Source organism: Stenotrophomonas sp. YJH_SMC_79, assembly GCF_059367995.1.
This window is the reverse complement of the sequence record NZ_JCAFRK010000003.1, coordinates 619,423-632,108: the sequence shown is the minus strand read 5'-3', so window position 1 is coordinate 632,108 and position 12,686 is coordinate 619,423. Positions and strand designations below refer to the sequence as shown.

12 protein-coding genes are annotated in these 12,686 nt (G+C 64.8%); 1 reads left to right on the top strand and 11 read right to left on the bottom strand.

All coding sequences use genetic code 11. The annotated features are described in order from the left end of the window. Positions 1–63: 63 nt before the first annotated feature. The 8 genes from atpD to AC5P57_RS13925 all read right to left on the bottom strand — a co-directional run bounded on the left by atpD (position 64) and on the right by AC5P57_RS13925 (position 6,745). A complete protein-coding gene (gene atpD, locus AC5P57_RS13960) occupies positions 64–1,470 on the bottom strand; it encodes a F0F1 ATP synthase subunit beta (RefSeq protein ID WP_010481327.1) in 1,407 nt (468 codons plus the stop codon). A gap of 38 nt (positions 1,471–1,508) precedes the next feature. Beyond that, the gene (gene atpG / locus AC5P57_RS13955) at positions 1,509–2,372 is read right to left on the bottom strand and encodes a F0F1 ATP synthase subunit gamma (protein ID WP_006471334.1); all 864 of its coding nucleotides are present in this window, start codon (positions 2,370–2,372) and stop codon (positions 1,509–1,511) included. 97 nt (positions 2,373–2,469) lie between these two features. After that, entirely contained in the window at positions 2,470–4,017 is a 1,548-nt protein-coding gene (gene atpA / locus AC5P57_RS13950; protein WP_008266965.1) for a F0F1 ATP synthase subunit alpha, read from the bottom strand. Between the two features lie 44 nt (positions 4,018–4,061). After that, positions 4,062–4,589 (bottom strand): F0F1 ATP synthase subunit delta, encoded by a 528-nt coding sequence (locus AC5P57_RS13945; RefSeq protein ID WP_032129048.1) that lies wholly within the window; start codon positions 4,587–4,589, stop codon positions 4,062–4,064. A gap of 2 nt (positions 4,590–4,591) precedes the next feature. Continuing rightward, entirely contained in the window at positions 4,592–5,062 is a 471-nt protein-coding gene (locus tag AC5P57_RS13940; protein WP_005419512.1) for a F0F1 ATP synthase subunit B, read from the bottom strand. Between the two features lie 106 nt (positions 5,063–5,168). After that, on the bottom strand, positions 5,169–5,474 hold the full coding sequence (atpE, locus tag AC5P57_RS13935) for a F0F1 ATP synthase subunit C (protein ID WP_005411133.1): 306 nt from the start codon (positions 5,472–5,474) through the stop codon (positions 5,169–5,171). Positions 5,475–5,547: 73 nt separating this feature from the next. After that, positions 5,548–6,348 (bottom strand): F0F1 ATP synthase subunit A, encoded by an 801-nt coding sequence (gene atpB, locus AC5P57_RS13930; RefSeq protein WP_010481316.1) that lies wholly within the window; start codon positions 6,346–6,348, stop codon positions 5,548–5,550. 31 nt (positions 6,349–6,379) lie between these two features. Continuing rightward, on the bottom strand, positions 6,380–6,745 hold the full coding sequence (locus AC5P57_RS13925; RefSeq protein ID WP_006394654.1) for a hypothetical protein: 366 nt from the start codon (positions 6,743–6,745) through the stop codon (positions 6,380–6,382). A 460-nt stretch (positions 6,746–7,205) separates the two neighbouring features. Here AC5P57_RS13925 and AC5P57_RS13920 point away from each other — a divergent pair, with 460 nt between their 5' ends. Beyond that, positions 7,206–8,024, top strand: coding sequence for a hypothetical protein (locus tag AC5P57_RS13920; RefSeq protein WP_099554720.1), 819 nt, complete (start codon positions 7,206–7,208; stop codon positions 8,022–8,024). A gap of 302 nt (positions 8,025–8,326) precedes the next feature. Here AC5P57_RS13920 and lpdA read toward each other — a convergent pair whose 3' ends face one another. From lpdA to AC5P57_RS13905, 3 genes are all read right to left on the bottom strand, one after another. Further along, on the bottom strand, positions 8,327–10,135 hold the full coding sequence (gene lpdA / locus AC5P57_RS13915; protein WP_099554702.1) for a dihydrolipoyl dehydrogenase: 1,809 nt from the start codon (positions 10,133–10,135) through the stop codon (positions 8,327–8,329). A 108-nt stretch (positions 10,136–10,243) separates the two neighbouring features. Next, entirely contained in the window at positions 10,244–11,950 is a 1,707-nt protein-coding gene (aceF, locus tag AC5P57_RS13910) for a dihydrolipoyllysine-residue acetyltransferase (RefSeq protein WP_495219638.1), read from the bottom strand. A gap of 167 nt (positions 11,951–12,117) precedes the next feature. Further along, the gene (locus AC5P57_RS13905) at positions 12,118–12,633 is read right to left on the bottom strand and encodes a DNA-deoxyinosine glycosylase (RefSeq protein ID WP_262235373.1); all 516 of its coding nucleotides are present in this window, start codon (positions 12,631–12,633) and stop codon (positions 12,118–12,120) included. Positions 12,634–12,686 lie beyond the last annotated feature (53 nt).

Here is a 12,686-nt window from a genome sequence, read left to right as displayed (position 1 = left end):
CGGCGCGGGCGGTTGCCCGGCGCCGGCGTCAGGTCGGGCAGGATCGCTCCCGCCCGTCCCGGATCAGGCCTTCTCGGCCATCTTCTTGGCCTTCTCGACCGCTTCTTCAATGCCGCCGACCATGTAGAACGCCTGCTCCGGCAGGTGGTCGTACTCGCCATCGACGATGGCCTTGAAGCCACGGATGGTGTCCTTCAGCGGCACGTACTTGCCCGGCGAACCGGTGAACACTTCGGCCACGTGGAACGGCTGGCTGAAGAAGCGCTCGATCTTACGGGCGCGCGACACGGCCTGCTTGTCCTCTTCGGACAGTTCGTCCATGCCCAGGATCGCGATGATGTCCTTCAGTTCCTTGTACTTCTGCAGGGTCTGCTGGACGCGCTGGGCGGTGTCGTAGTGCTCGTGGCCGATGACCAGCGGGTCCATCTGGCGGCTGGTGGAGTCCAGCGGATCGACGGCCGGGTAGATACCCAGCGAGGCGATCGAACGCGACAGGGTGACGGTCGAGTCCAGGTGGGCGAAGGTGGTCGCCGGCGACGGGTCGGTCAGGTCGTCCGCGGGAACGTAGACGGCCTGGATCGAGGTGATCGAACCGTTCTTGGTCGAGGTGATGCGCTCCTGCAGGACGCCCATTTCCTCGGCCAGGGTCGGCTGGTAACCCACGGCGGACGGCATACGGCCCAGCAGTGCCGACACTTCGGTACCGGCCAGGGTGTAGCGGTAGATGTTGTCGACGAACAGCAGGACGTCCTTGCCCTTGCCGTTTTCGTCCTTCTCGTCGCGGAAGTACTCGGCCATGGTCAGGCCGGTCAGCGCGACGCGCAGACGGTTGCCCGGCGGCTCGTTCATCTGGCCGTACACCATCGCCACCTTGTCGAGGACGTTGGAGTCCTTCATTTCGTGGTAGAAGTCGTTGCCCTCACGGGTACGCTCACCCACGCCGGCGAACACGGACAGACCGCTGTGCGCCTTGGCGATGTTGTTGATCAGTTCCATCATGTTGACGGTCTTGCCGACGCCGGCGCCGCCGAACAGGCCGACCTTGCCGCCCTTGGCGAACGGGCACATCAGGTCGATGACCTTGATGCCGGTTTCCAGCAGCTCGGTGGCCGGGGACTGGTCTTCGTACGACGGGGCCGCACGGTGGATTTCCCAGCTGTCGCTGGCGGCCACCGGGCCGGCTTCGTCGATCGGACGGCCGAGCACGTCCATGATGCGGCCCAGGGTGCCAGCGCCGACCGGCACGGAGATGCCGCGGTTGGTGTTGGTGGCAACCAGGTTGCGCTTCAGGCCGTCGGTGGAACCGAGGGCGATGGTACGCACCACGCCGTCGCCCAGCTGCTGCTGGACTTCGAGGGTGATTTCGGTGTTGTCGACCTTCAGTGCGTCATACACCTTCGGCACCGACTCACGCGGGAATTCGACGTCGACGACCGCGCCGATGATCTGAACGATCTTGCCCTGACTCATTGCTGCATCCTCTAAATGTGTGCTTTGAACGAACGCGGTCAGACTGCTGCCGCGCCGCCGACGATTTCGGAGATTTCCTGGGTGATCGCTGCCTGGCGCGCCTTGTTGTAGACGAGCTGCAGGGTGCCGATCAGCTTGTTGGCGTTGTCGCTCGCCGCCTTCATCGCAACCATGCGTGCCGCATGCTCGGAGGCGACGTTTTCCAGCAGTGCCTGGTACACCAGCGACTCGATGTAACGCGTCATCACGTGCTCCAGCACGGTCGCGGCATCGGGTTCGTACAGGTAATCCCAGTCGTGGTGAGCGACCTGCTTCTCAGCCGGCGGCAGCGGCAGCAGCTGATCGAAGCTGGCCTTCTGCGTCATGGTGTTCACGAAGCGGTTGTAGACCAGGTACACGCGGTCGACCTTGCCTTCGGTGAAGGCGTCGAGCATGACCTTGATCACACCGATCAGCGATTCCAGCTTCGGCACGTCGCCGATGTGGGTCACGCTGCCGACCATGTTGACCTTCACGCGGCGGAAGAAGGTCGATGCCTTCTGGCCGATGGTCACCAGGTCCACTTCGGCACCCTTGTCCTGCCATGCCTTGGCTTCGCCCAGCATCTTGCGGAACAGGTTGTTGTTCAGGCCGCCGGCCAGGCCGCGATCGGAGGAGATCACGATGAAACCGACCCGCTTGACCTGCTCGCGCTCGACCAGGAACGGATGCTGGTAGTCGGTGCTGGCCTGGGCCAGGTGACCGATCACCTGCTTCATCGCCTGCGCGTACGGACGCGAGGTCTTCATCCGATCCTGCGCCTTGCGGATCTTGGAGGCCGAGACCATTTCCAGGGCGCGCGTCACCTTGCGGGTGTTCTGCACGCTCTTGATCTTGGTTTTGATTTCGCGTCCGCTTGCCATCTCTTGTTTCCCGTGGCGCGGGGCTGATGCCCCGCGTTGTTCAACCGTTTGTCATCTGGTCCAGCGGAGCCAGCGGCTCCGCTCTACAGGACCGCGATTACCAGCTGCCGGTGGTCTTGAACTCGGCGATGCCCTTCTTGAAGGCACCTTCGATGTCGTTGTCCCAACCGCCGGTGGCGTTGACCTTGCTGACCAGCTCGCCCTGGGTATTGGCGAAGTGGGCGTGCAGGCCTTCTTCGAACGCCAGCAGCTTGTTGACCGGCACGTCGTCGAGGTAACCCTCGTTGACGGCGTAGATCGACAGCGCCTGGTTGGCGATCGACATCGGCGCGTACTGCTTCTGCTTCATCAGCTCGGTGACGCGCTGGCCACGCTCCAGCTGCTTGCGGGTCGCTTCGTCCAGGTCCGAGGCGAACTGCGCGAACGCAGCCAGCTCGCGGTACTGGGCCAGCGAGATACGGATGCCGCCCGACAGCTTCTTGATGATCTTGGTCTGGGCCGAGCCACCGACGCGCGACACCGAGATACCGGCGTTCACGGCCGGGCGGATGCCGGCGTTGAACAGGTCGGTTTCCAGGAAGATCTGGCCGTCGGTGATCGAGATCACGTTGGTCGGAACGAAGGCGGACACGTCGCCGGCCTGGGTTTCGATGATCGGCAGCGCGGTCAGCGAACCGGTCTTGCCGGTGACCTTGCCTTCGGTGAACTTCTCGACGTATTCCTCGGACACGCGGGCAGCGCGCTCGAGCAGACGGGAGTGCAGGTAGAACACGTCACCCGGGTAGGCTTCACGGCCCGGCGGGCGCTTCAGCAGCAGCGAGATCTGGCGGTAGGCAACGGCCTGCTTGGACAGATCGTCGTACACGATCAGCGCGTCTTCGCCGCGGTCCATGAAGTACTCACCCATGGTGCAGCCCGAGTAGGCGCTGATGTACTGCATGGCAGCCGATTCGGAGGCGGTCGCGGCCACCACGATGGTGTGGGCCAGCGCGCCGTTCTCTTCCAGCTTGCGCACGATGTTGGCGATGGTCGAAGCCTTCTGGCCGATCGCAACGTACACGCACTTGATGCCGGTGCCCTTCTGGTTGATCACGGCATCGATCGCCATCGCGGTCTTGCCGGTCTGGCGGTCACCGATGATCAGCTCGCGCTGGCCACGGCCGATCGGGATCATCGCGTCGACCGACTTGTAACCGGTCTGCACCGGCTGGTCGACCGACTTGCGCCAGATCACGCCCGGAGCAACGCGCTCCACCGGAGCGGTCAGGTCGGTGCCCAGCGGGCCCTTGCCGTCGATCGGCTCGCCCAGCGCGTTCACGACGCGGCCCAGCAGTTCCGGACCCACCGGCACTTCCAGGATGCGGCCGGTGGTCTTGGCGACGTCGCCTTCGCGCAGGTGCTCGTAGTCACCCAGGACCACGGCGCCGACCGAGTCGCGCTCCAGGTTCAGGGCCAGGGCGAAGGTGTTGTTCGGCAGTTCGATCATTTCGCCCTGCATCACGTCGGCCAGACCGAAGATGCGCACGATGCCGTCGGACACGCTGGTCACGGTGCCTTCGTTGCGCGATTCCGCGGCCAGCTTGACCTTCTCGATGCGGTTCTTGATCAGTTCGCTGATTTCGGAGGGGTTGAGCGTGGTTGCCATCGTCAAGTCCTAGTGCCGGCAGCGGGGCCGGACGTTAAATGAATTCAGTTAGCGAGCGCGGTCTGCAGACGGGCCAGCTTGCCCTTCAGCGAACCATCGATGACCACGTCGCCGGCGTCGATCACGGCGCCGCCGATCAGCGAGGCATCGACCGCGGTGGTCACGTCGACCTCACGGTTGAAGCGCTTGCGCAGCGCAACCTTGATCGCGTCCAGCTCTCCGGCCGACAGCTCGGAAGCCGAGGTCACCGTGGCCTTGACCACGTGCTCGGCTTCGGCGCGCAGGGCGTCGAACATGCCGGAGATTTCCGGCAGCAGCGGCAGACGATGCGATTCGGCCAGGATGGCCAGGAAGCGCGAGTAGGTCTCGCCGTGGGACACCGGCGCCAGCAGGGCGACGGCGTCGTCACGACCCAGCTCCGGGTTGGCGAGCAGGGCCGCCACGCGCGGATCGGCGGCGACGTGGGCGGAGAACGCCAGGGCGTCCGACCACGGCGCAAACGCGCCTTCGTCGCGCGCGGTCGCGAACGCGGCGCGGGCGTACGGGCGGGCAAGCGTGAGGGCCTGGCTCATCCTTAGATCTCCGAGGCCAGCTCGTCGAGCAGCGCCTTGTGGGCGTTGGCGTCGATTTCGCGCTTGAGCAGCTTTTCGGCACCGGTCACGGCCAGCGCGGACACCTGCTTGCGCAGATCTTCACGGGCACGGTTGGCGGCGGCGTCGATTTCAGCCTGGGCCAGTTCCTTCTGACGGGTGGCTTCGGTGATCGCTTCGTTACGGGCAGCATCAACGATCTGGTTGGCACGTGCGTGGGCCTGATCGATGATCTCATTGGCCTTGGTGCGTGCTTCCTTCAGCGCTTCGTTGACCTTCTCCTGCGCCTGGGCCAGATCTTTCTGGCTGCGGTCGGCAGCAGCGAGGCCTTCAGCAATCTTCTGCTGGCGCTCTTCGATCGCGTTCATCAGCGGCGGCCAGATCTTGGTCGCGATGATCCAGATCAGACCAGCGAAGGCGAGCGCCTGCGCAAGAAGGGTGAAATTGATATTCATGGTTAGCTCGATCGCTGGTTTCGGGGTGGACGTGCCGCCGAAGCGGCACATCCGGCCTTCATCCGAAACCGGGTGCATCAGCACCCGGTCGTCTCAAACCGCTGTATCAGCCGGCCAGAGCCTTGGTGACGGCGCCAGCGAAGGCAGCCGACAGCGGGTTGGCGAAGGCCAGCAGCAGGCCGACCGCGACCGAGATGATGAACGCGGCGTCGATCAGGCCGGCGGTGATGAACATGCGGACCTGCAGGACCGGGATCAGTTCCGGCTGGCGGGCGGCCGACTCCAGGAACTTACCAGCCATGATGGCCAGACCCAGACCGGCGCCCAGCGCGGCCAGGCCGATCATGATGCCGACGGCAAGGGCGGTGGAGCTCTGAATCTGCGCGAAGTTGGTCAGGACGGCGAAGTACATGGTTATCTCCAGGAACTTAAGTTGCTAAGGGTGATGAAACGGATGAAGGTTGAAACGCGTTGAAGCTTGAAACTCAGTGAGCGTCTTCCGACAGGCTCAGGTACACGATCGACAGCATCATGAAGATGAAGGCCTGCAGCGGGATCACCAGCAGGTGGAACAGCATCCAGCCGAGGCCGAACACACCACCGGCAATGGCACCGAAGAAACCGGCACCACCCAGCACCCAGATCAGCAGGAACACGATTTCGCCGCCGAACATGTTGCCGAACAGTCGCATCGCCAGCGAGATCGGCTTGCTCAGCCACTCGACGATGTTGAGGATCAGGTTGAACGGCATCATCCACTTGCCGAACGGCGCCGTCAGGAATTCCTTGATGAAGCCGCCCAGGCCCTTCGACTTCAGTGCGAAGAACAGCATCAGGAAGAACACGCTGATGGCCATGCCCAGGGTGGCATTGACGTCAGCAGTCGGCACCGGCTTCCAGTAGTGCACGCCCACCCATTCCAGCGGCTTGGCGATGAAATCGGCCGGGATCATCTTCAGCAGATTCATCAGCAGAATCCAGAAGAAGATGGTGATGGCGATCGGCGTGACCAGCTTGCTCTTGCCGTGGTAGGTGTCCTTGGCCTGGCGGTCGACGAACTCCAGGCAGATTTCCACGAAGGCCTGCCACTTGCCCGGCACGCCGGCGGTGGCCTTGCGGGTGCCCAGCCAGAACGCGACAACGATCACCAGGCCCATCAGGACCGCGGTGAGGAAGGTATCGACGTGGATATGCCAGAACATACCCTCACCCTTGCCGACCGGCGCGGTCAGGTTGTGCAGGTGATGCTGGATGTAGCTGGTAGGGGTTAGAGCCTCGCCCGCCATGTGTCCGGAACCTTCAGTTAATTGAATTCTGTCAACGCCTGGCCATCGCCAGGACCTGGAACATCAAGCCGACGGCGATACCGGCCAACAGCGCCAATGCAGGCAGCTTGAAGACCAGGAACCCCACCAGCAGGACGCCGAAAACCACGACCCACTTGGCCACGATCGCAATGATCAGGCGAGCCATCGCCGATCCTGCGGCCAGTGCCCCGCCGCCCAGTGCCATCCGTGCCGCCACCCAGCCACCGGCCGAAATGGCCACACCGGACGCCAGCGCGCCGAGGGCGTATTTCGGACCTACCAGCAGGAAGGCCAGGGCCAGGACAGCCACTGCGGCCAGCGGGTAGACCGCGGCGCGCAGCATCAGTCGCCGACCCGCATCAACGGAGTTCAGCACAGGACGTCCCGCGTGGTTGCAAGTGGAGGGCTGAGGCGGCTACAGCAGGGGGGCCTCATCGAGCCGCCAAATTATAGCAATGGGACAATTTGCGAGACAACCGCTCCCTGTTCATCCCGGGAAGCCGCAAGTTGCGGTAACGGTTACATTTTTGCGTGCCACCCGGGGGACAATGACGTCCGTATGATGTTGCAGCGCAGTATTGAACTTTGGTCGCAGGCCGCGGAACTTTCGCCGAATGTGCCGGTCCGATCTTTCGACCTGCCTGCAGCAACCTCGTCGACGCTTCGCCCCGCAGGTCCCACGATGGCCCCGAAGCCCGGCTCCGGGGCCATCTTTTTTGCATCGTGGCGACAGCGCTGAACCGTGCACATCGCGTGGACCATACGTTCACGGATGGTGGACGGCGATGTCCGGCACAGTGGCTTTCATTCTGATGAACCACTGCAAGGACTCTTCGATGCGCTCCGTACCCACCCTGCTCGCCCTCTCCCTGCTCGCCGCCGGCGCCTCGTTCGCCTCTGCCGCCCACGCCGCCGAAGGCGACGATCGCTTCGCCCTGCGCCTGGGTGCGATGAACATCGACTCGGACAATACGATCCGCGGCAAGACCAACGTGGCTGGCCAGGACATCGGCTTCTCCGAGGACTTCAAGCTGGGCGGCAAGGAGTGGGAACCGCGCATCGACGGCATGTTCCGCATCAGCAACCGCCAGCGCCTGCTGTTCAACTACTTCAAGTACGACAAGGATCGCCGCGAGACCCTCGGCCAGGACATTTCCTTCGGTGACGTCAACGTGCCGTCCGGCAGCTTCGTCAAGGGCGAGCTGAAGTACCAGGTAGCCAGCCTGGTCTATGACTACTCGGTGGTGGACACCGACACCTTCGACCTCGGCCTGCAGATCGGTGCCGAGTACGCCAAGGTGAGCAGCAAGGCCTACGCCGACCTGGGCACCGTCTACGAGGGCCAGTTCCTCAACGAGAAGACCGACGGTGTGGCACCGGTGGTCGGCGCGCGCCTGAGCTTCACTCCGTCGGAGAAGTGGATGATCACGCTGCAGGGCCAGTACCTCAACACGCGCTGGGGCAGCTTCGACGACTACAAGGGTGACCTGAGCCGCGCCAACGCCATCGTCGATTACCGCTTCACCAAGAACTTCGGTGTGTTCGCCGGCTACGACTGGTTCAAGCTCGATGCGGACAAGAAGGGCAGCGACGGCACCATCGGCCTGAAGCAGGAGTTCAAGGGCCCGGTGGCCGGCGTCAGCTTCGTGTTCTGATCCCCCGCCCCTTCCACGGCACTCTCTCTCCTGGCGCGGCCTCCGGAACATCGGGGCCGCGCTTTTTTGTGGGTTCCTGTCAGAAGAGCAGAAGCGGGTTGGTCGAGCGCTGGAGGGAGCGGGGGCCGTGTGCGAATGTCCCCCGGCGCCGGCCTGCGGCGGGCGACGGAGGACATTTGTCCAGACGCCTGCCACCCGCGCAGCGGCCCAGACCCTCGCGATGTGCTGCCGAAGGCATCCCCGCAGCCAACAAAAAGCCCCGGCAGATGCCAGGGCTTTTCGTTTGGAACGGCGCGGGCGCCTTACTTCTTCTTCGGCATGTACAGATCGGTGATCGTGCCGTCGTAGATTTCCGACGCCATCGCCACCGACTCGCTCAGCGTCGGGTGCGCATGGATGGTGTGGCCGATGTCTTCGGCTTCCGCACCCATCTCGATGGCCAGGCCGATCTCGGCCAGCAGGTCACCGGCATGCACGCCAACGATCGCGCCACCAATGATGCGGTGGGTCTCTTCGTCGAAGATCAGCTTGGTGAAGCCCTCGGTGCGGCCGATGCCGATCGCACGGCCACTGGCGGCCCACGGGAACTTGGCCACGCCGACCTTCAGGCCCTTGGCCTTGGCTTCGGTTTCGGTCACGCCGACCCAGGCGATTTCCGGGTTGGTGTAGGCCACCGACGGAATCACGCGGGCAACCCACTCCTTCTTGTGGCCGGCAGCCACTTCGGCGGCCAGCTTGCCTTCGTGCGTGGCCTTGTGGGCCAGCATCGGGTTGCCGACGATGTCGCCGATGGCAAAGATGTGCGGCACGTTGGTACGCATCTGGCGGTCAACCGGGATGAAGCCACGGTCGGTGACCTGCACGCCGGCCTTTTCGGCATCGATCTTCTTGCCGTTCGGCGAGCGGCCCACGGCCACCAGCACGCGGTCGAAGGTGCCCTGCGCCAGCGCCGGCGCCTGGCCTTCCTCGGCGGCTTCGAAGGTGACGGTGATGCCCTTGGCATCGGCGGTGACGCCCGAGGCCTTGGTCTTCAGGTGCACGTCGATGCCCTGCTTCTTCAGGCGGTCGGCCAGCGGCTTGACCAGGTCCTTGTCGGCGCCCGGCATCAGCTGGTCCATGAACTCGACCACGGTGACCTTGCTGCCCAGCGCGCCATACACGGTGGCCATTTCCAGGCCGATGATGCCGCCACCGACAACCAGCAGCGAGCCCGGCACTTCGGCCAGCTCCAGCGCGTCGGTGGAATCCATCACGCGCTTGTCGTCCCACGGGAAGTTCGGCAGCTTCACTGCCTGCGAACCGGCGGCGATGATGCACTTCTGGAAGCGCAGCAGCTGGGTGCTGCCGTCAGCAGCGGTGATTTCCAGCTCGTTGGCCGAGATGAACTTGCCGACGCCCTGCACGCTGCGCACCTTGCGCTGCTTGGCCATGCCGGCCAGGCCCTTGGTCAGCTGGTTGACGACCTTTTCCTTGTACTCGCGCAGCTTGTCCAGGGTGATGGTCGGCTTGCCGAACTCGACGCCGAAATCACCGGCGTGGGCCACTTCGTCGATGACCGCTGCGGCATGCAGCAGCGCCTTGGACGGAATGCAGCCGACGTTGAGGCAGACGCCGCCGAGGCTGGCGTAGCGCTCGACCAGCACCGTGTCCAGGCCGACATCGGCGGCGCGGAAGGCGGCGGTGTAGCCGCCCGGGCCCGAGCCCAGCACGACCATTTCGCATTCGATGTCGGCCGGCTTGCCGCTGGACAGCGCCGGCTTCGGTGCCGCCGGTTCAGCCGGGGCGCGGTGCGACGGGGTCACCGGCGGCTTGCTGGCCGGGGCGGCAGCAGCGGGAGCCGGCGCGGCGGCCTTGGCCGGGGCTTCGGCGGCGCCTTCAGCGTCCAGCACCACGACCACGGCACCTTCGGACAGGGTGTCGCCCAGCTTGACCTTGATTTCCTTGACCACGCCAGCAGCCGAGGACGGCACTTCCAGGGTGGCCTTGTCCGATTCCAGGGTCACCAGGCCCTGGTCCTTCTTCACTGTGTCGCCGACGGCGACCAACACTTCAATCACCGGCACATCGCTGTAATCGCCGATGTCGGGAACCTTGACTTCAATCGTGGCCATGGTGGGTTTTCCTCGTGCCCGCCCGGCATGGCCGGCGGGCTGTCACTGCATCTGTTCACGCGGCCGCGCCAGGGGCTGCGGCCGCACGGTGGGGGCGAAGCGAGTGCCTTACAGCAGCACGCGGCGCATGTCGGCCAGTACCTGCGACAGGTACGTGGTGAAGCGTGCGGCCAGGGCGCCGTCGATGACGCGGTGGTCGTAGCTCAGCGACAGCGGCAGCATCAGCTTCGGTGCGAATTCCTTGCCGTTCCAGACCGGCTGGATGGACGACTTGGAGACGCCGAGGATGGCCACTTCCGGTGCATTGACGATCGGGGTGAACGCGGTGCCACCGATGCCACCCAGCGAGCTGATCGAGAAGCAGCCGCCGCTCATGTCGGCCGGGCCCAGCTTGCCGTCACGTGCGTTCTTGGCCAGTTCGCCGGTTTCCTGCGCGATCTGCACCACGCCCTTCTTGTCCACGTCGCGGATGACCGGCACGACCAGGCCGTTCGGCGTATCGGCGGCGAAGCCGATGTGGAAGTACTTCTTCAGGGTCAGGTTTTCACCGCTGGCATCGAGCGAAGCGTTGAATTCCGGGAACTTCTTCAGTGCCGCGGCGCTGGCCTTGATCAGGAAGGCGAGCATGGTCAGCTTGATGCCGGCCTTCTCGTTCTCCTTGTTCAGCGCCACGCGCAGGCCTTCCAGGTCGGTGATGTCGGCCTGTTCGAACTGGGTGACGTGCGGGATCATCGCCCAGTTGCGGGCCAGGTTGGCACCCGAGATCTTCTTGATGCGCGACAGCGGCTGCACTTCGGTCTCGCCGAACTTGCTGAAGTCAACCTTCGGCCACGGCAGCAGGTTCAGGCCACCACCGGCAGCGACAGCAGCACCGCCGGCAGCCGGCGCGCCACCGCTGAGTGCGGCCTTGACGAACTTCTGCACGTCACCCTTGGTGATGCGGCCGCCCTTCTCGGTGCCGTTGATCTGCAGCAGGTCCACGCCCAGTTCGCGGGCGAACACACGCACCGCCGGGGTGGCGTACGGCACCTTGGCCGGCAGCACGCCATCGGCGTTGAACTGCACCGGCGGGCTGCTCGGGGTACCGGCCGAGGCAATCTCGCGGGCCGCTAGCTTGTCCGGCTGCACCGGCACAGCGACCGGCTCGACCTTGGTGGCGGTCTCGGCGGCAGCCGGAGCGGCCGCAGCGGCAGCCTTGGTCGGCGCCGGCGCACCAGCGCCCTCGGCTTCGATGATGGCGACCACATTGCCCTGCGACAGATTGTCGCCAACCTTGACCTTGATCTCCTTGACCACACCGGCCACCGAAGACGGCACTTCCATGGTGGCCTTGTCGCTTTCCAGCGTCACCAGGCCCTGGTCCTTCTTGACGGTGTCGCCCACGGCGACCAGCACTTCGATGACCGGGATACCGGAGTAATCGCCGATATCAGGCACCAGCGCTTCCACCGCACCGCCGCTGGCGGCCGGGGCAGCCGGAGCGGCCGGGGCCGGCGCACTCTGGGTGGCGGCAGCCGGGGCAGCGGCCTTGGCCGGCGCGGCAGCCGCCGGCCTGGCGGCTTCGGCTTCGCCTGCGGCCACTTCGATCAGGGCCACGACCTTGCCTTCGGACAGGCTGTCGCCAACCTTGACCTTCAGTTCCTTGACCACGCCCGCCACCGAGGACGGCACTTCCATCGTCGCCTTGTCGCTTTCCAGCGTCACCAGGCCCTGGTCCTTCTTGACCGTGTCGCCGACGGCGACAAGCACCTCGATTACCGGGATATCGCTGTAGTCACCGATATCGGGGACAAGTGCTTCCTTGATTTCGGCCATGGGGATAACTCCGGCAATCTGGTGTAGGGAAACGTCTATTGTGCGGCCAGCGGGGGCCAGCGCCAACCGTTACAGGTGTTTTCAGTACGCACGCAGCCGGGACAGGCTGTTGCCCATGGGGTGTGGCCGCGACCAGTCGGTAGCGTATTGTCCGGACGATGTCCGCTTCATGTCGCCAGTGCGTCGGCCACCGGCTGCCAGGCCACGCGCAGGCGCGGCAACGACCAGGCCGCATTGGCCGGGCTGGTGGAAGGCAGCGCCAGCAGCCGGGGTGGGGCCTCCAGCCGTGGCAACACCCAGCGCTGGAACGCCAGCATCGATGCACCGCCATTGCAACCGATCAGCTCCAGCTCAGGAAGGGAGGCGATCAATGCCGGCAGCGCATTGGGCACTTCCGTGCCGCGCACGATGTGCGCATCCAGGCTGCCGCGACGTTCGCATTGGCCGATCACATCCCACAGGCCGGCACCTGCCGCCTGCACCGCCTGCAACCGCTGCGCGTACGGCAGGCCTGCGTCAAACCCGCAGATATCAGCCATCAGCGACCAGAAGCGATTGCGTGGATGGGCGTAGTAGCGCTGCTCCTGCAATGACGCCGCGCCCGGCATCGAGCCCAGCAACAGCACCCGGCACTGCACGTTCACCTGCGCTTGCAGGCCGATGCACAACGTTGCTTCGCTCACATCTTCTCCAACTGCATGAATGTCGGCGCACGCGGAAAACCCCATGGAAACAG

Excerpts from the sequence above, each read along its gene's own strand:
- AC5P57_RS13920 (WP_099554720.1), top strand. The coding sequence starts at position 7,206 with ATGCGCTCCGTACCCACCCTGCTCGCCCTCTCCCTGCTCGCCGCCGGC.
- aceF (WP_495219638.1), bottom strand. The coding sequence starts at position 11,950 with ATGGCCGAAATCAAGGAAGCACTTGTCCCCGATATCGGTGACTACAGC.
- atpG (WP_006471334.1), bottom strand. The coding sequence starts at position 2,372 with ATGGCAAGCGGACGCGAAATCAAAACCAAGATCAAGAGCGTGCAGAAC.
- atpA (WP_008266965.1), bottom strand. The coding sequence starts at position 4,017 with ATGGCAACCACGCTCAACCCCTCCGAAATCAGCGAACTGATCAAGAAC.
- AC5P57_RS13945 (WP_032129048.1), bottom strand. The coding sequence starts at position 4,589 with ATGAGCCAGGCCCTCACGCTTGCCCGCCCGTACGCCCGCGCCGCGTTC.
- atpE (WP_005411133.1), bottom strand. The coding sequence starts at position 5,474 with ATGTACTTCGCCGTCCTGACCAACTTCGCGCAGATTCAGAGCTCCACC.
- lpdA (WP_099554702.1), bottom strand. The coding sequence starts at position 10,135 with ATGGCCACGATTGAAGTCAAGGTTCCCGACATCGGCGATTACAGCGAT.
- atpD (WP_010481327.1), bottom strand. The coding sequence starts at position 1,470 with ATGAGTCAGGGCAAGATCGTTCAGATCATCGGCGCGGTCGTCGACGTC.
- AC5P57_RS13940 (WP_005419512.1), bottom strand. The coding sequence starts at position 5,062 with ATGAATATCAATTTCACCCTTCTTGCGCAGGCGCTCGCCTTCGCTGGT.
- atpB (WP_010481316.1), bottom strand. The coding sequence starts at position 6,348 with ATGGCGGGCGAGGCTCTAACCCCTACCAGCTACATCCAGCATCACCTG.